This window comes from Duganella sp. AC237 (assembly GCF_979254035.1).
Map to the genome: position 1 here is coordinate 5,482,004 of NZ_CEEDEW010000003.1, position 17,450 is coordinate 5,499,453.

19 protein-coding genes are annotated in these 17,450 nt (G+C 64.4%); 3 read left to right on the plus strand and 16 right to left on the minus strand.

Annotated features, from left to right (window positions below):
- Positions 1 to 11: 11 nt before the first annotated feature.
- The 10 genes from flgK to flgB form a co-directional block, all read right to left on the minus strand.
- Positions 12 to 1,970 carry a flagellar hook-associated protein FlgK gene (gene flgK, locus AC0IYS_RS24300; RefSeq protein WP_471707577.1) on the minus strand — a complete coding sequence of 653 codons (1,959 nt, stop codon included), beginning with the start codon at positions 1,968 to 1,970 and terminating at the stop codon, positions 12 to 14.
- Positions 1,971 to 2,055: 85 nt separating this feature from the next.
- Positions 2,056 to 3,051, minus strand: a complete 996-nt coding sequence (flgJ, locus tag AC0IYS_RS24305; RefSeq protein ID WP_471707578.1) for a flagellar assembly peptidoglycan hydrolase FlgJ — start codon at positions 3,049 to 3,051, stop codon at positions 2,056 to 2,058.
- A 12-nt stretch (positions 3,052 to 3,063) separates the two neighbouring features.
- Positions 3,064 to 4,224 carry a flagellar basal body P-ring protein FlgI gene (locus AC0IYS_RS24310; RefSeq protein WP_471707579.1) on the minus strand — a complete coding sequence of 387 codons (1,161 nt, stop codon included), beginning with the start codon at positions 4,222 to 4,224 and terminating at the stop codon, positions 3,064 to 3,066.
- 8 nt (positions 4,225 to 4,232) lie between these two features.
- On the minus strand, positions 4,233 to 4,889 hold the full coding sequence (locus AC0IYS_RS24315; RefSeq protein ID WP_471707580.1) for a flagellar basal body L-ring protein FlgH: 657 nt from the start codon (positions 4,887 to 4,889) through the stop codon (positions 4,233 to 4,235).
- Positions 4,890 to 4,899: 10 nt separating this feature from the next.
- Entirely contained in the window at positions 4,900 to 5,682 is a 783-nt protein-coding gene (gene flgG / locus AC0IYS_RS24320) for a flagellar basal-body rod protein FlgG (RefSeq protein ID WP_315218678.1), read from the minus strand.
- An 81-nt stretch (positions 5,683 to 5,763) separates the two neighbouring features.
- Positions 5,764 to 6,504, minus strand: coding sequence for a flagellar basal-body rod protein FlgF (gene flgF / locus AC0IYS_RS24325; RefSeq protein ID WP_315218680.1), 741 nt, complete (start codon positions 6,502 to 6,504; stop codon positions 5,764 to 5,766).
- Between the two features lie 17 nt (positions 6,505 to 6,521).
- A complete protein-coding gene (locus tag AC0IYS_RS24330) occupies positions 6,522 to 8,078 on the minus strand; it encodes a flagellar hook protein FlgE (RefSeq protein WP_471707581.1) in 1,557 nt (518 codons plus the stop codon).
- A 23-nt stretch (positions 8,079 to 8,101) separates the two neighbouring features.
- Positions 8,102 to 8,815, minus strand: a complete 714-nt coding sequence (locus AC0IYS_RS24335; RefSeq protein WP_471707582.1) for a flagellar hook assembly protein FlgD — start codon at positions 8,813 to 8,815, stop codon at positions 8,102 to 8,104.
- A gap of 18 nt (positions 8,816 to 8,833) precedes the next feature.
- Positions 8,834 to 9,241: a flagellar basal body rod protein FlgC gene (flgC, locus tag AC0IYS_RS24340; protein WP_090322445.1), complete on the minus strand. Its 408-nt coding sequence runs from the start codon at positions 9,239 to 9,241 to the stop codon at positions 8,834 to 8,836.
- A gap of 2 nt (positions 9,242 to 9,243) precedes the next feature.
- Positions 9,244 to 9,669, minus strand: coding sequence for a flagellar basal body rod protein FlgB (gene flgB, locus AC0IYS_RS24345; RefSeq protein ID WP_471707583.1), 426 nt, complete (start codon positions 9,667 to 9,669; stop codon positions 9,244 to 9,246).
- 173 nt (positions 9,670 to 9,842) lie between these two features.
- Between flgB and flgA the strand changes: the two genes are divergently transcribed.
- From flgA to AC0IYS_RS24360, 3 genes are all read left to right on the plus strand, one after another.
- Complete coding sequence (gene flgA / locus AC0IYS_RS24350; protein ID WP_471707584.1) at positions 9,843 to 10,589, plus strand: flagellar basal body P-ring formation chaperone FlgA; 747 nt, start codon at positions 9,843 to 9,845, stop codon at positions 10,587 to 10,589.
- A gap of 102 nt (positions 10,590 to 10,691) precedes the next feature.
- Positions 10,692 to 11,006 (plus strand): flagellar biosynthesis anti-sigma factor FlgM, encoded by a 315-nt coding sequence (gene flgM, locus AC0IYS_RS24355; RefSeq protein WP_471707585.1) that lies wholly within the window; start codon positions 10,692 to 10,694, stop codon positions 11,004 to 11,006.
- A gap of 7 nt (positions 11,007 to 11,013) precedes the next feature.
- Positions 11,014 to 11,484, plus strand: coding sequence for a flagella synthesis protein FlgN (locus AC0IYS_RS24360; protein ID WP_471707586.1), 471 nt, complete (start codon positions 11,014 to 11,016; stop codon positions 11,482 to 11,484).
- Positions 11,485 to 11,605: 121 nt separating this feature from the next.
- On the opposite strand, the gene motD is transcribed toward AC0IYS_RS24360, so the two are convergent.
- From motD to AC0IYS_RS24390, 6 genes are all read right to left on the minus strand, one after another.
- Positions 11,606 to 12,421 (minus strand): flagellar motor protein MotD, encoded by an 816-nt coding sequence (gene motD / locus AC0IYS_RS24365; RefSeq protein ID WP_471707587.1) that lies wholly within the window; start codon positions 12,419 to 12,421, stop codon positions 11,606 to 11,608.
- A gap of 1 nt (position 12,422) precedes the next feature.
- Positions 12,423 to 13,169, minus strand: coding sequence for a flagellar motor protein (locus AC0IYS_RS24370; protein WP_471707588.1), 747 nt, complete (start codon positions 13,167 to 13,169; stop codon positions 12,423 to 12,425).
- Positions 13,151 to 13,882, minus strand: coding sequence for an RNA polymerase sigma factor FliA (locus AC0IYS_RS24375; protein WP_315218699.1), 732 nt, complete (start codon positions 13,880 to 13,882; stop codon positions 13,151 to 13,153). Before AC0IYS_RS24375 ends, AC0IYS_RS24370 begins: the two co-directional genes overlap by 19 nt.
- Before the next feature lie 91 nt (positions 13,883 to 13,973).
- Positions 13,974 to 14,780: a MinD/ParA family ATP-binding protein gene (locus tag AC0IYS_RS24380; RefSeq protein WP_471707589.1), complete on the minus strand. Its 807-nt coding sequence runs from the start codon at positions 14,778 to 14,780 to the stop codon at positions 13,974 to 13,976.
- Positions 14,773 to 16,200, minus strand: coding sequence for a flagellar biosynthesis protein FlhF (gene flhF / locus AC0IYS_RS24385; protein ID WP_471707590.1), 1,428 nt, complete (start codon positions 16,198 to 16,200; stop codon positions 14,773 to 14,775). Before flhF ends, AC0IYS_RS24380 begins: the two co-directional genes overlap by 8 nt.
- Positions 16,201 to 16,399: 199 nt before the next feature.
- Positions 16,400 to 17,428: an Rpn family recombination-promoting nuclease/putative transposase gene (locus tag AC0IYS_RS24390; RefSeq protein WP_471707591.1), complete on the minus strand. Its 1,029-nt coding sequence runs from the start codon at positions 17,426 to 17,428 to the stop codon at positions 16,400 to 16,402.
- Positions 17,429 to 17,450: the final 22 nt, after the last annotated feature.

Genomic DNA, 17,450 nt, shown 5'->3' on the forward strand with positions numbered 1-17,450 from the left:
TATTCACTAGCTCAATTACCCAAACTCAAAAGCGTATCGAACAACTGGCTGGCCACCTGCATCACCTTGCCCGACGCCTGATAGGCCTGCTGGTAGCGTAACAGATTCGCCGCCTCCTCATCCAGATTCACGCCGGACACGCTCTGCTGGGCGTTGGTGGCCTGGGCCACGGCGGCATCGGCGGCGGCGCCGCCGATCTGCGCCTCGCGCGCCTTGTTGCCGACATAGTTGACCATCTGCGCATAGGTGGTCTGGAAGTTGGCGTTGCCGTTGTCCATCGTGTTCTTGGTCTGCAGCGCCGCCAGCAAGGCGCCGTTGCGGCTGTCGCCCACGCCGCTGGTGTTGGGGCCGACCGTGAATTTATCCAGGTCGGCCGGCGTGCCGCTGATGGCCAGGCTGACGCCGCCGAAGCTGATCGCCGCGCCGTCCGTATACGGAATGGTCGGCGTGCCGGCCGGATACACCGTGGCCACGCCGTTGACGGTTACCGTCACGTCCTGCCCGGCCGGGAAGCCCGACAACGAACCGGTGGCCTTGTCGAAGGTCAAGGTCACCGGCGCTGTCAGCGCGTTGCCCGGCGTCAGATAGTTGGCGTCGACGGTGCCGGCCGTGATCTTGGCGTTGCCGGCGTTGGTGGTCGGCGCGGAGGTCGAGATCGGCGCGGCCAGCGCGATCTTGGTGCGGTCCTCGATCAGGACGTCGAAATCCTTGGCCGCGTTGTAGGTCGGGCGCACCAGGAAATTGTCGTTGGCGGCCGGCGTGCCGGTGATGGTGTAGGCGACGCCGTCGATCACCTGCGGCTCGGTCTGCGGGAACGGGTTGATCTGCGTGACCTGGCCGTCGCTCAGGCGCTTGACGCTGAAGTTGGTGCCGTCGAAGTCGACGCTGTAGTCGCTCGCGGTCAAGGCGCTGGCGTCCTTCACCACGGCGCTGACCTCGGCGGTGCTGGTCGGCAGGTTGTTGTTATTGGTGCCGACATAGGCGTTGATCGGGCCGAAGAAGGCGGTGCCGAGGGCGCCGTTCTGGTCCTGGCCCAGCTCGTGCTGGGCGTTGAAGGTGACGGCGATGGCTGCCGCCACCTGGCCCAGCGAATTTTGCGCGCGGTCCATGGCGCCGTTGCGGAACTCCAGCAGGCCGCCCAGCTGGCCGCCGGTCAGCACCCGGTCCGGCAGCGCGCTGAAGCCGCCGTTGTCGGCCAGGTAGCCGACCGTGACGCGCGAGACGTCGGTCGGCGAGGTCGAGGTGCCCAGGGTGAAGGCCTTGTTGCCCACCACCAGCGGCTGGCCGGTGCCCATCTGCACGGTCAGCGAGTTGTTGTCGCCGGGGATGACGCTGGTCTTGACCAGCTTGTTCAGTTCGGTCAGCAGCGCGTCGCGGTGGTCCAGCAGGTCGTTGGGCGCCTTGCCGTCGGTGGTCAGCCCCGCGATGGTGTTGTTGAGTTCGGCGATCTGGCGGGCGTAGGAATTGATCTCGCCGACGTTCGAGACGATCTGGCCGTTGACGCCCGAGGCGATCTCCGTCAGGCGCGCGCTCATGCCCTGGAAACGCGCCGCCAGCGACTCGGCGCTCGACAGCATGGCCTGGCGCGACGCGGCCGAGGCCGGATTGGACGTGGCGTCCTGGACGCCGTTGAAGAAGTCCTGCATCGCCGGCGACAGGCCGGCGGTCGGATCGGCCAGCAGGTTGTCGATCTGGCTGATCTGTTTGTTGTACACATCGAGCGAGGCCTGGTTCGACTCGGCATTGCGCAGCTGGGTGGCGAGGAAATTGTCGTAGTAGCGGCGCACGGCCGCCACCTCGGTGCCGGTGCCGACGAAGCCGAAGCCCTTGTCCTGCGTCGGCGTGTCGACCTGGATCGCCACCTGGCGGCTGTAACCAGGCACGCCAGCGTTGGTGATGTTGTTGCCGGTGGTCGCCAGCCCCACCTGCGCTGCCAACAGACCGCTTTTGCCGATGCTGAGAAGACTCATGATGTTTTACTCTATGTTGTTATTGTTAACGGCGGCGCGCCAGGAAACTTGAATCAACCGCTTGAGCGCGCCAAGCCGTCAACGGTCAGCCGGCCAGCGAGCGCTTGATGATGCTGGTCAATTTGGCCGCATACTGCGGGTCGGTGGCGTAGCCGGCCTTCTGCAAGCCCTGGGCGAAGCTGCTGGCGTCGCCGGCGCTGGCGAGCACCTTCTCGTAGCGTGGATTGTTCGACAACAATTTCGCGTAATCCTTGAAGCTGTCGGCGTAGCTGTCGTAGGCGCGGAATTTCTCGACCCGGGTCTGCGGCCTGCCGTTGACGTATTCGGTGGTGGTGGCGTCGACCGTCTTGCCCTTCCAGTCGCCGCCGGCCTTGATGCCGAACAGGTTGTGGCTGTTGGTGCCGTCGCGGCCCTTGATCTCGCGCTTGCCCCAGCCGCTCTCGAGCGCCGCCTGGCCCAGCATGAACTTGGCAGGGATGCCGGTGGCCAAGCTGGCCTCCTCGGCGTGCGACGACAGTTTTTCCTGGAAGCTGCGCACGTGCGGCGCCTGCGAACCACGGTTGCCGATCACTGTGGCCGGCACGGCGCTGTTGTCGTCGACCGACCCCGCCTTGGGGACGACATTGGCGGCGCCGGCGCCGCCGGCCGCCGCGATGGCTTTCTGCAGCTTGGCGTCCATCAGGCTGGCCACGCCGCTGAAACTGCCGGCGTTGGCGCCGCTGGCGCCGTCGGCGGCGCCGCCGGCCGCCAGCGCCTGGGCTTGCGCATCGGCGGTCTTGGTCAACTGGCGGATCAGCACGTCGGACAGGCCGATGCCCTTCTTGGCGATGTTCTGGCTGGTCTGCTGGTCGAGCATGGTGGTGAACATCTTGGTCTGCTCGCTGTTCATCATGCCGTCCTGCGGCGAGGCGTCGCGCATGCTCTTCATCATCATGTTGACGAACATCGCCTCGAACTGGGTGGAGGCGGTTTTCAGCGACTCGGCGCCGCCGGCCTTGGCCGACTGGCGCAGGCCGCCCATGTCCTTGATGTCGAGGGCGAACTTATTGCTGAGGTCATTGGAGGTCTTGGGACTGGTCATGGCGAACTCCGCTTAAATAATTTCGAGCTCGGCGCGCAACGAGCCGGCCGCTTTCATGGCCTGCAGGATCGACAGCAGGTCCTGCGGCGTGGCGCCGATGGCGTTGAGCGCCTTGACCACCTCGGCCAGCGAGGCGCCGCCCTTGACCATCATGACCTTGCCGCTATCCTTCTTGATATCGACGGTCTGGTTGGGCGTGACGACGGTGCGGCCGCCGGCCAGCGCGTTGGGCTGGCTCACCTGCGGATCGGCTGTCACCGAGACTGACATATTCCCATGGGAAATGGCGCATGTTTCCAGGGTCACGGCGCGGTTCATCACCACCGAGCCGGTGCGCGCGTTCATGATGACCTTGGCGGGCTGCTCGGCCGGATTGACTTGCATGTCCTGCAGGGTGCCGATGAACGTCACGCGCTGGTCGCTGCTGCTGGGCGACTGCACGCGGATCACGCGGCTGTCGAGCGCGTAGGCGATGCCGGCGCCGTATTTGTCGTTGATGGCTTCGACCACGCGGCTGGCGGTGGCGAAGTCGGCGGTGTTCAGTTCCAGCTTGATCTGGTTGCCCTCGCCCAGGTTGGAGGCGACGGCGCGCTCGACTGTCGCGCCGGCCGAAATCTTGCCCACGCTAAGATGGTTGACCGTCAGCGAGCTGCCGCCGGCGCCCCCGGCGGCGACGCCGACGCCGCCGACCAGCACGTTACCCTGCGCCATGCCGTAGACCTGGCCGTCGGCGCCCTTGAGCGGCGTCATCAGCAAGGTGCCGCCGCGCAGGCTCTTGGCGTTGCCCATCGACGACACGGTGATGTCGAGCGTCTGGCCCGGCTGCGCGAACGGCGGCAGCGAGGCGGTGACCATGACGGCGGCGACGTTCTTCAATTGCAATTGGGTGCCCTGCGGCAGGTTCACGCCCAGTTGCTGCAGCATCGACACCACGCTTTGCACCGTGAACGGTGTCTGCGTGGTCTGGTCGCCGCTGCCGTCGAGGCCGACGACGATGCCGTAGCCGATCAGCTGATTCTGGCGCACGCCGGCGATGCTGGCCAGGTCGCGCAGGCGCTCGGCGTTGGCGTTCTGCACCAGCGAGGCGAGCAAGGTGAACGCGAGGACGATCGCCACCAGCTTGCACACTTTGGCGAGGCGGCGCGGGACCTGGATCGGTACGGGAGTTTTCATCATCGGCCTCAGAACGGCAGCAGGCTTTGGAAGAAGCGCGAGGCCATCGAGGCCATTTCCGCGCGGTCGACCTGGCTGCTGGTGCGGTATTCGACCTTGGCGTCGGCCACGGCGGTCGAGGCCACGGTGTTGCCGGTGGCGATATTGTCGGGATTGATCATGCCGGAGAAGCGGATGAATTCGACGCCCTTGTTCATCGCCACCTGCTTCTCGCCGGCCACGATCAGGTTGCCGTTGGAGAGCACCTCGACCACCGTCACGCCCATGGTGCCGGTGAAGGCGTTGCTGGCGGTCTGGTTGTCGCCGTCGGAATACTTGCTTTCGTTGGTTACCGCCAGCGGGTTGCCGAAGGTCGACTGCAGCGGCTTGGGCAGCGCCACGCTGACATTGCCCGATTTGTTGCCCGAGCTGGTGCCGGCCTTGTTGGCGGTGGTGCGTTCGGTGATGACCAGGGTCAGCACGTCGCCGACCTGGCGCGCGCGGCGGTCCTCGAAGATCGGCCGAAAGGCCGAACCCTGGTAGATGGCGCCATTGTTGGGCTTGGCGGCCAGCTGCTCGGCGTTGAGCGGACGGGCCGACATCGGCGTGTTGACGATCGACGTCGGCGTCGTCATGCAGCCGCTCAGGGCGGCGGCGGAGAAGATGATGGCGATGGCGTGTTTCATGATGCTCCCCTTACAGCTGCGCCAGCTTGGCGAGCATCTGGTCGGACGTGGTGATGGCCTTGGAATTGATTTCGTAGGCGCGCTGGTTCTGGATCATGTTGACCATCTCCTCGACCACGTTGACGTTGGACGTTTCGACAAAGCCCTGCAGGATCACGCCGGTGCCGTTGGTGCCCGGGGTGTTGGTCTGCGGATTGCCCGACGCGCCGGTCTCGACGTACAGGTTCTCGCCCTTCGATTCCAGCCCGGTCGGATTGATAAAGGTCGACAACTGGATGCTGCCGATCTGCTGCGGCGCGATCTGGCCCGGCAACGTCACCGAGACGGTGCCGTCGCGGCCGACGGTGATGCTTTGCGCGGTGATCGGGATGGTGATGGCCGGCTGCAGCACGAAGCCGCTGGAGGTGACCATCTGGCCGTTGTTGTCGCGCTGGAAGGAGCCGTCGCGGGTGTAGGCGGTGGTGCCGTCGGGCAGCAGCACGTTGAAGAAGCCGTTGCCGTTGACCATCAGGTCCTTGTCATTGCCGGTCGACTGCGGATTGCCCTGGGTGTGGACGCGCTCGATCGCGACGGGACGCACACCGGTACCGAGCTGCATGCCGGACGGAAGATTGGTTTGTTGCGACGATTGGCCGCCGGGCTGGCGGATGTTCTGGTACAGCAGGTCTTCAAAGACGGCGCGCGACTTTTTAAACCCGTTGGTGCTGACGTTGGCCAGATTGTTGGATGTGACGTCGAGCGCGGTCTGCTGCGCTTCCATGCCCGTCTTGGCGATCCAAAGTGAACGTATCATTTTCCTTCTCCCGTAGCATGGATGGGAGCGGCCAGAAGCGACAGCTACTCATCCCACACCACCATTATGCGGGAGAGGTGATCAACCCAAAGCGAGGATCTGGGTGGCTTTTGCGGCGTTATTCTCGGCGTTCTTCAACAGGCTCATTTGCATCTCGAACTGCCTTGCCAGACTGATCATATTGACCATGGAATCGACCGGATTGACGTTGCTGCCCTCGACCGCGCCGTCGACCACGCGCACCAGCGGATCGTTCTGCGCCGGCGTGCCATCCTTCTGGCGGAACAGGCCGTCGTTGCCGCGCACCAGGCCCTTGGGGTCCGGATTGACCAGCTTGATGCGGCCCAGGGTGTTGGACGGGCCCGGCTGGTAGTCGGTCGAGACGGTGCTGACGGTGCCGTCGCCGGCGATCATCACCGTCACGTCCGGCGGAATGGCGATCGGGCCGCCGTCGCCGATCAAGGTCTGGCCGCTGGCCGTTTGCAGCAGGCCGTTTTCGCTGACTTTGAGGCTGCCGTTGCGGGTGTAGGCCTCGGAGCCATCCGGCGACTGCACGGCGATCCAGCCTTGGTCGCGGATGGCGATGTCGAGCGGCCGGCCGGTGGTCTGGATCGGCCCGGCGCGCATGTCGGCGCCGACCGTCGAATCGACCACGAAGGCGCGCGTTTGCAAGCCCTCCGACACCACCGGCACGGCGCGGAAGCTGTCGAGCTGCGCGCGAAAGCCGGTGGTGTTGACGTTGGCCAGGTTGTTGGACGTGGTGGCTTGTTGCTCCAGCACGTGCCGCGCCCCGGTCATCGCGGTGTAGATCAGACGGTCCATGGCTTACTCCTTCATTCTTACCGCAGATTGACCAGGGTCTGCATGATGCCGTCCTGGGTCTTGATCGTCTGCGCGTTGGCCTGGTAGACGCGCTGCGCGGTGATCATGTTGACCAGTTCGGCCGTCAGGTCGACGTTAGAGGCTTCCACCGAGCTGGCGCGCAGCGAACCCATCGAGCCGGCGTTGGGCACGCCCACTTGCGGAGGACCCGAGTTCGAGCTTTCCGCCCAGGTGTTGTTGCCCAGCGGGGTCAGGCCGTCGACGCTGGCGAAGTTGGCCATGGCGATCTGGCCCATCGCGCGCGATTTGCCGTTGCTGTACTGGCCGAGGATCACGCCGTTCTCGTCGATCGCGTAGCGCTGCCACGAGCCGGCCGAGTAGCCGTCCTGGGTCGAGCCCAAGTCGTTGGTCACGCTGCCGTACTGGGTGGTCTTGTCGAAGGTGGTCAACACGGTCATCGGCTGCTGCGCGCCGGTATCCGGGAAGATCGGCAGGCTGATCGAGAACGGCAGGGTTTGCGGCGTCGGCAACGCGGCCATGGCGCCCGGGCTGAGCGCGCCGTTGCGGTCGAACACCAGCGTACCGGCCTTGACGGCTGGGACGGTGACGGCGGCGGCCAGCTTGGCGGCGATCTCGTCCGGCGTCATGTCGACAATCGTGCTGCTGTTGGTCGGGTCGAGCGCGGCAAGCGCGTTGTCCAAGGCCAGCAATTGTTCCGGCGATGCGTTGGCCGGCGGCGTAACCGCGGACGCGGCCATCACGTCGTGGGCGGCTTGCGCGTAGACGAAGGCTGCCTGGCTGATGACCGCCGGGTCCGGCGGCGTGGCCTTCACCGCCTCGTTGTAGGCGCTACGCGCCGCGACCACGCTGTCTTCGTTGTTGATCGACGCGACCACGCCGGCGGACACCACTTCCTTGTTGTCGGCCGAGGCGTACACGTCCCAGGTATTGGCGTCGGTCTTGACGTAATACGTGGTCATGATATGCGAGGTGCCCAGGCTGTCGTAGACGTTGAGCACGGTCTGCTTGTTATACGAGTTCGGGTCGTTCGCGTTGAACGGGTTCGTCTTCGGCACTTTCTCGGCCGAGCTCAGGTTCATCTGGAAATTGGCCTTGGTGGTCTGCACCGGCGTCAGGTCGGACTTGTCCAGGGTCAGCGGCACCGGGGCGCCGAGCTGGATCACGCCTGCCGTGTTCGACAGGTAGCCGGTCAGCTGCGCGCCCTGGGCGTTGACCAAGGTGTGGCTGTTATCTTCGTGGAACTGGCCGTTGCGCGAGTATTGCACTGCGCCGTTGACCACCAGGCGGAAGAAGCCGCCGCCGTTGATCGACACGTCCAGCGGGTTGTTGCTGGTTTCGATATTACCCTGGGTGAATTGCTGGGCGATCTTAGAGGTCGTCACACCGATACCCGGATTGTTGCCGGAGACGCCGTTCAGCGAGTTGGCGTACAGGTCCGCAAACTGGGCTTGCGAACCCTTGAACCCGACCGTGCTGGCATTGGCGATGTTGTTGCCGATGACGTCCAGCGATTTGGATGCGGCGTTCAGGCCGCTCAGTCCTTGTTGGAACATGGTATTCCCCTATGGTGTGAGACTTACAAAACTTCCTTGATTTCAGCCATCGTGAAATGGCCGAGCGAGGTATTCAATTTGACGCCGCCGGCGCCGGTCGACACGCTGGCGACCGCCGCCAGCTGCAATTGGGTGGCATCGGTGAGCGTCTTGCCGGTGCTGACGGCCTTGACGCTGAAGGTGTAGCTGCCAGCCGGCGCCGCCGTCTTGTCGTCCATGGTGCCGTCCCAGGTGATCGGGTAAGTGCCGACGTCGGCGTTTTTCATCGACATGTTGCGCACCACCTTGCCGGTCTTGTCCATGATGCTGATGTCGACGGTTTCGGCCGGCGAGGCCAGGTCGACGCCGAACACGCTGCTGCTGGTCTTGACGCCGGCCGCGTCGGTGCTCGTGCTCAGCTCGATGCCCTTGCCCGCCACCAGCACGCCCTTGCCGATCAGGCTGACCGCGTTCATCGACTGCGCGCTGGCCTGGTCGGTGCGCAGCGATTCCAGCGTGGCGTTGACCTTGTTGATGCCGGTCACCGTCGACAGCTGGGCCAGCTGGCTGGTCATGGCGGCGTTGTCCATCGGGTTGAGCGGGTCCTGGTTCTTCAGCTGCGTGATGAGCAGCTTCATGAACTTGTCCTGGTCGGCGCCGATGTCGTTGCTCGTCGTCGCGCTGTTGCTGGTGGCGCTGCTGGTGGTGTTGTACGTCGACGCCTTGGGCGTGTCGATGATGCCGCTGGTGGTGGCCATGGTTGGACTCTCTTGATATTAGTTCTGACCGATGGTCAGCGTTTTCGCCAGCAGCGACTTGGCCGCGTTCATCGTCTCGACGTTGGTCTGGTACGAACGCGACGCCGACAGCATATTGACCATCTCGTCGACCACGTTGACGTTGGGCATGGTCACGTAGCCCTTGTCGTCGGCCATCGGATGCTTGGGGTCGTACATTTGCTTCATCGGCGACTGGTCCTCGACCACCTTGCGCACGCGCACGCCGGTCGAATCGCCATTGGCCGTGGGCGTGGCCTCGAACACCACCTGGCGGGCGCGGTAGGCCTCGCCGCTGGCGCTGGTGGCGCTGTCGGCGTTGGCCAGGTTGGAGGCGACCACGTTGAGGCGCTGCGCCTGGGCGCTCATGGCCGAACCGGAAACATCGAAGATTTTAAAGAGTGACATGATTAGTTCCCTGACTGGATCGCCGCCATCATCCCTTTGATCTGGGCGTTGATCATGGTGACGCCGGCCTCGTAGCGGATGGCGTTGTCGGCGAACTGGTTGCGCTCGACGTCCATGTCGACCGTGTTGCCGTCGACCGCGCCCTGCACCACGCCGCGGTACAACAGCGGCGTGCCGTCGCCCAGTGTTCCACCGGTTTGCTGGGGGTTGGGGAAATGCTTGGCGGCCGTGGTCTTGAGCGCGGCGTTCGCGCTCGGGCTGGCCTTGTCGAGCGCGGCCTTGAGCGCGCTGCCGAAGTCGACGTCGCGGGCCTTGTAATTGGGCGTATCGGCGTTGGCGATGTTGGACGCCAACACCGTCTGCCGCTGCGAGCGCAGGCTCAGCGCGGCTTCGTTAAAGCGCATGTAATCGTCGAGTTTACCAAGCATGACAACCTCCGGATACCGCCCAAACAGTGGACGAACTTGTTATGACAGGATTCATCATACGGAGTTGCTCCAGTGAACCATCGACAGAGAAGCACCCGCTTTTCCGCGCTATTCAAGGTTTCAAGTCGGGCCCGCCAGACTATGATGGCAACATTGAAGGGGAAACCTACGCCATGACATCACGCCTGACCCACACCGCCATCCAGCTCGCCGCAGCGGGCGCCATCGCCCTGTTGTCGGCGACGCCATCGAGCGCGCAAACGCAGCCTGCACAGCCACAGCCGCGCCAGGCCGCCTATCACGACCGCGCCGCGCTCAAGCGCACCGTGGAAGAGTTTCTGCAGGTGCAGACCGGCGGCCTGCCCGGCCAGGTGACGGTCGCCGTCGGCGCCATCGATCCACGCATGAGCCTGGCACCCTGCCCCGACCCGCAAGCCTTCTTCATGCCCGGCGCGCGCGCCTGGGGCAAGACCACCGTCGGCGTGCGCTGTGCGACACCGTCGGCCTGGACGGTATATATTCAGGCCAGCGTGACGGTGATCGGCGAGTACGTCGCCAGCGCCGCGCCGCTGGCCCAGGGCCAGGCCATCGAGGCGGGTCAGTTGGTGATGCTCAAGGGCGATTTGACAATGTTGCCGGCGGGGATAGCCACCGACATCAGCCAGGTGGTCGGCCGCAGCAGCAATAGCTCCCTGCCGCCGGGCACGCCGATGCGGGTCGACACCCTGCGCACCAAGCCGGTGGTGCAATCCGGACAACTGGTGCGGCTGGTGTCGAGCGGTTCCGGTTTCAGTGTCTCGGCCGAGGCGCGCGCCATGGGCACGGCGGGCGACGGCCAGGTGGTACAGGTAAAAACTTCCGGTGGGCAACAAATCACCGGGATCGCCAAGGCAGGCGGACTGGTGGAGGTGGCGTTTTGATCGAACGCCGGGTTCTGATGACGGGGCTAAAGTTTTCCCAGCCGGCGCCGTTACATACTCAGAGCCCGGGGCTTTAGGCCCCACCCAGAGAAGGATGATGCTGTGAAAATCAACGATACATTAAAGAACACGACCGGCTTGCCGGCGTCGAACGCGCCTTCCGCGCCCGCCTCGCGCGGCGCGGACAAGGCTGCGCCGGCGCCGACCGCCACCAACTCGGAAAGTGTGCGTCTGTCGCCGCAGGGCCAGGCCATGGCGGCCAGCGCGGCCGGCGGCAGCAGCGGCGTGTTCGACACCAAAAAAGTCGAGCGCATCAAGCTGGCCATCGCCGATGGCCAGTTCCAGGTCAACTCGGAAAAAGTAGCGGATGGCTTGCTGGATACAGTCAAGGATCTGCTGCACTCAAGAAAACGTTAGGATCGTCATGTCAACCGTCACCCCGCTCAACAATCTGCGCGAAGAAGAGCAGATCATGGCTACGCTGCTGGAGCTGCTCAAACAGGAGCAGCAATTGCTGGTGACGGCGGAAATCGACGGCCTGCCGGCCGTCACGGCGAAAAAAACCGCGCTCATCGCGCAGATGACCTTGTTGTCGGCCCAGCGCCACCGGGCATTGGGCAAGGCCGGCTTTCCGGCCCAGGAATCGGGCATGGAGGCGTGGATCGCCGCCAGCGCCGACGACCACATCGCCCAGTCGTGGAAACTGCTGCTCGAGCATACGCGCGAGGCCAAGGAATTGAACCGCATCAACGGCATGCTGATCAATAAGCAGATGGGCCATACCCAGGGCGCGTTGCAGGCATTGCAGCCGCTGTCGTCCGGCGCGAATAACTTCTACAGCGCCAGCGGGATGTCGAGCACGATTCCGCGTAGCCGGGGCTTTTTGGCCGGCTGAGCATTTCCTTCGTCGTATTTTTCTTGCGGGCGCCTTGATTGGCGCTGCGTGCGTTGCGTCGGCGCGTGCATGGCGGATTACGCTTCGCTAATCCGCCCTACGTGGTCTAGCGTGTTTTTGATTATTGGGCCGGGCTTTGGGTCGCGGCCGGCGCTGTCGGCGCTGGCGCCGGCGTCGTTGGCAGTTCGGTGACCGTGTCGGGGATGCCCGACAGGATGGTGACCGCCACGCGGCGGTTGCGCGCGCGGCCGATCGGGTTGTCGTTGGGCGCCACCGGCACGTTGGAACTGAAGCCGACCGCCGTGAGCCGCGTCGGCGCCACGCCCGAGTCGATGAACAGGCGCACCACGCTGCTGGCGCGCACCGCCGACAGTTCCCAATTCGATGGATACAGCGAAGTGCTGATCGGCAGATTGTCGGTGTGGCCCTCGACCTGCACGTTGTGGCTGTCGTCCTTGAGCAGCGCGGCGACCGCGCGCAACGCTTCGACCGAATCGGGCGTCAACCGCGAATCGGCCGGATCGAACAGCACGCTGGCGTTGATCTCGACGCTGACGCCGCGGCTGTTCTGCGTCACCCGCACCTTGCCCTCCTTGACCAGCGGCGCCAGGGTGGACAACAGGTCCTGCGCCAGCTTGGTCATCTGCTCTTTTTCCTTGCGCAGCATTTCGGTGCGGCGCTTCAGGCCCGGATTGGGGATGGGCAGGTTTTGCACCTGGGTGTTGATCGGTTCGGCCGAACCGGCGCCGCCGAAAGCGTCGCCCAAGGCGTCGGAAAACACCTTGTACTTGCCGATGTTGACCGAGGAGATGGCGTACATCACGACGAAAAACGCGAACAGCAGTGTGATGAAGTCGGAGTAGGAAATCAGCCAGCGCTCGTGGTTCTCCACTTCCTCGTCGAACTTCCTGCGCGCGCGCCGGTACTGGTACTGCATGTCAGTGCTCCCGCAGCAAGGTGGCGATGCGCTCGTCGATGACGCGCGAGTGGTCGCCGGTGGCGATGTCGTAAAACACGGCGGCGGCGATCTCCTGCTGGTGCACGGCCTGCGTGACGATCGCTTTGAGCTTGTTGGCGACCGGGTAGAAGAACAGGTTGGCCAGCCCGACGCCATAAATCGTCGACACAAAGGCGACCGCGATGCCGGCGCCTAGCTTGCTCGGATCGGTCAGGTTTTCCATCACGTGGATCAGGCCCAGGACCGCTCCCAGGATGCCGATCGTCGGCGAGTAGCCGGCGGCCGATTCCCAGATCCGCACCGCCTGGCGCTCCTCGGTTTCGTAGGCGGTGATCTCGGTGTCGAGCAGGTGGCGCAGCTTGTCGGGATTGATGCCGTCGACGATCAGGCGCAGGCCCTTGGTGTTGAACTTGTCCTTGGAGGCGAGCATGTAGCGCTCCAGCGACAGCAGGCCGTCGCGGCGCGCGGCCAGGTTCCAGGCGTTGATGTCGCGCGCCAGCGCGGCGCGCGTGTCCTTGGGCGGCGCGAACACCAGCCGCAGCATCTTCACGCCGCGCACGAAGGTGCGGAATTTGGTCTGCAGCAGCACCGCGCCGAAGGTGCCGATGACGACGATGGCGAAGGCGGCCGGCTGCAGCAGCGACGAGACCTTGCCGCCTTCGAGCGTCTGGCCGACGACGATGCCGGCCAGCGCCAGCAGCACCCCGATTACACTGGCCCAGTCCACGACTTCTCCCTGAGCGAGGCGCGCAGGCGCGCGACGGCCTGCGTATGCAATTGCGATACGCGCGATTCCGATACGCCCATCACGGCGCCGATTTCTTTCAAGTTGAGCTCCTCTTCATAGTACAGCCCCATCAGCATTTTTTCGCGCGGCGGCAGCGCGTCGATGGCGTCGATCACCGCTTGGCGGAAGTCGCCGTCGAGCAGCGATCGCAGCGGGTCGCTCTCCTCGTCCGAGCAATAGCGGTCGAGGAAGCTGTCGTTGCCGTCGTCGTCGTGGAAATCCTCGTAATACACCAGCTGGTGGCCGCCGCCGTCGGACAGCATCTCCTGGTAGTCGGCCAGCGACAGCTTGAGCATCTTGGCCACCTCCGACTCGGTCGGCGGATGGCCCAGGCGCTGCTGCAGGGTGCTCATCGCCGTTTCGATCTTGCGCATGTTCTGGCGCATGGAGCGCGGCAGCCAGTCGCTGTTGCGCAGCTCGTCGAGCATGGCGCCACGGATGCGCAGCACGGCATAGGTCTCGAACTGGGCGCCATGGGTTTCCTCATAGCGGCTGATGGCGTCGAGCAGGCCGATCATCCCGGCTTGCACCAGATCGTCGACTTCGACGCTGGGCGGCAGTTTCGCCTTCATGTGATGGGCAAGGCGCTTGACCAACGGCATATGCTCCGTCAGCAAAGAATTCTTGTCCGCTTTCCCTTTGACCGTGTACATAGCCTGATGTTTATATTCTTATTGATAGTTCATTGATAGTTAGCTATGCGCCAAGATCTTCGCCATGCCGCTTCCTTCCGCCCCCCTCCGCTCACAGTGAACGTGCGACCGAAGGCGAACCGGCCAGCGCGAAGCGCCCCGCCAGTTGGCGGAACGCGACCGAGGCGCCGGCCAGCGGAAATGCATCGACCACCGCGCGACCGAGGCGCGCGGCGCGCTGCAGGTATTCATCGGCCGGCACCGATCCCATGGAGACCAGGTTCACGGCCAGGTAGCGGCTTGCCGCTTGCGCCATATTATCGTATACCACTTTTGCTTCCGATTCGGAAGCCCCGGTGACCAGAATTCCGAACGGGCGGCGGCCCAGTTCCTGGTTCAGGCGCTTGATCATGCTGTAGGCGGCCTTGATCGAGGTGGCGCTGTTCGACACCTGCACCACGATCTCGGAACTGGCCATGACCGGCACCGGGAAAGCCTCGCCGTCGAATTCACCGTCGACGATGACGATACCGGTCTGCTTGACCAGCACATCGAAAGCCTTGGCCAGGCGGCGCGTTTCATCCGGACCGCTGCGCAGGGCGCCGCGTGTCATCGACGCCACAGCGAAACCCTGCGGCACCTGGTGGACCACCTGGTTGATCGCGCACTCCTGGCGCGCCACATTGAGCAAACTGGCGCCGCCGTCGACGCCGAGGCGCGTGGCCACGCCGTGCGCGCTGGCGCAGGCGTCCATGATCAACACATCGTTGCCGGCGCGCGCCAGCGAGGCGCCCAGGTTGACCAGCATGGCGCCCTTGTCGTCCTGCGGCGTGGCCGACAGGAAGGTGACGATGCGGGGCTTGGGCCCCGCCAGCATGCGGCGCAGTCCCTCCGCCTGGTCGAAATCGAAATTAGCCAAGGTGCACCTCGCGCATCGACTGGTCGTTGGTGGCGTTCGACATCAGCATCGGCAGCTCGGCATCCAGGTATTGGGTGTTGACGGCGTCGCGTTTCAATTTGAAGGCGCGGTCGATCAGGTAGGCTGGATCGGCCAGGTGCAGGTCTTCCGGCACGCGCTGGCCGTTCGAGACGTAGAACAGGTTGAGCTTCTGGCGGATGACGACATCGAGCACGTTGCCGATCGCCGCCGCCTCATCGAGTTTGGTCATGATGCAGCCGGCCAGGCCGCTGCCCTGGTAGGCGCGCACCACTTCGTTGAGCGTCTCCTGGGTGGCGGTGGCGTTAAGGCACAGCAGGCGCTTGACGTCCGAGCCGGCGCCTTGCAGCATCGAGACCTGCTCGGTCACCATCTGGTCGCGCTGGCTCACGCCGACGGTGTCGATCAACACCGTGTGCTTGTTGCGCAGTTCCTTGAGGGCGATGCGCAGGTCGGCTTCGTCCTTCACGGAATGCACCATCACGCCAAGGATCTTGCCGTAGATGCGCAGCTGTTCATGGGCGCCGATACGATAGGCGTCGGTGGTGATCAGGGCCAGCTTGTCCGGGCCGTGGCGCATCACGCAGCGCGCGGCCAGTTTGGCGGTGCTGGTGGTCTTGCCCACGCCGGTGGGGCCGACCAGCGCGAACACGCCGCCCTGGTCGATCAGCGCGTCCTCGTTGGCCATGGCCGACAGGTTGCGGGTCAGGACGGTTTTGATCCAGCGCATGCTGTCGGCGGCGTCGCGGTCGGCCGGCAGTTTTTCGATCAGGTAGCGCGCCAGGCTGGCCGAGAAACCGGCGGCCAGCATTTCGCGCAGCACGGCCGCCTTTTGCGGTTCGCGCGCTTGCGTGCTGCCCCAGGCGATTTCGGCCAGCTGGGTTTCCATCATGCCGCGCATGGCGCGGATCTCGCCCATCATCACTTGCATCTCGGCGGCGGCGTTCTGCTTGGCGCTGGCGACGGCCGATGCCACCATCGCGGTGATCTGGTCGACGTCGAGCGACGGCGCGCGGGGCTGGGCCGGCGCCGACGGCGCGGCGGCGTGCGTTGCGGCGGCGGTCTTGCTGGCGTACGACGATGGCGAGGCGACCACGCGGCGCACCGGCTCGGCCGGCATCTCGGCGGCGCGGTTGTCGAAGCGCGGTTCCATGCGCTGTTCGACGCGGCCCGTCGGCAATCCAAGGCCCAGGCCCAGGTCCAGCGATGGCACGGGCTCGGCCATCGGCGAATGCGGCGCCGGCGACGACAGCGACGCGGCGTCGTCGTTGGCCAGCGCGAGGATTTCGACGCCGCCGTCGGACTGGCGGTTCGACAGGATCACGGCATCCGGGCCGAGCGATTCGCGCACTTTGCGCAGCGCCTCGCGCGACGTCGGCGCGCTGAATTTTTTGACGTTCATGGCTGGCTCCCCAGAGACTGGGCGGCGCGTGCTTGCGAGGTAGGTGTGGCCATCATCGACTCCTGTAGCTTGAGTAGCGCGCCTTCCGGACGAGACGCTTTTCTACTCGGACAGTGTCATTATTGACGATGCACTTAGGAAACGATCCGCTGAACAAGGGCGGAAATGGGCCGCATTTCACCTCGGGGGCGGGGATTGCCTATTTATCAGCAAACACCTCGGACAAGCTGCGGGCGCCAAGGACGTTTTTGCTCCACGCCGTGAGCTGGTCGACATCGGCCACTGTGAGAATAGCACTGCTCATCGCATCGAGCTTACCGAAGCGCTCGGTTAGCAAAATCGTCAACATTTCTAGCAACGCCTCGCGACGCCCTTCTTGCCGCCCTTCTTGCCGCCCTTTTTGTCGTCCTTCTTTCCACCCCGCTTGCCGCCCTTCCTCCAGCCCTTTCCGCCACCCCAGCTCCTCCCCTTTTTTCATGCCGCGTTCCATACCCATACGTTCTATCGAAGACAGATAAGTCATGGCATTCCTCCTTTCCCATTGCACGATGCCCTCATGCAGTCGGGCATCCAGTTCCTTCGGCAACGACATGATCCAGTCGATCACGCGATACAGGTTAATGATACGCTGGCGATCCCAGTTTCGCTGATACAGTTGTTTGGTCAAGCGCCACTTGGCGATGCGTCGCCGGTGCGCGTTACCCTTGGTTTTCTGCGTAAGCAAATGCGCTACAGTGACCAGCGCGAACGGGTTGTCCATCATCAGCAATTCCTCCACGCGGTCGGCATAGTCTTGCAGTTTGACGACGGGGAAATCGATGCGCATCTCGCAACCGAGCAGCTCGTAGGAAAAGGCGCAGGGCCGCCAGCATTTGCTGGCATCGGTGAGCAACGCCAGGCTGGCCACGGGCTGTCGATAACGGTCGTAGACGCGATAGTTGTAGACGAATATACGCTCGGCGAAATCCTTGTCATGCCGCCCCTGCACTTCCAGATGCACCAGCACCCATTGCTCGCGCCCGTCGTGCAGACTGACCCGCACCAGCTTGTCGAGTATTCGCTTGCCGAGCTCGGCACCGCGGCTCAGCGCGGCGAATTCCTGATCGAGGAATTCGTGCGGCCGCGACCAGTCGATCGCGGCGTGCGCCTGCGGAAAATAGAAGGCCATGAAGTCGGGAAAGTGGTGCGTGACCACTTCCTTCCAGGGCGTGTCGAAATCATCATCCATGCGGCCAGTCTAGGCCGCCCGC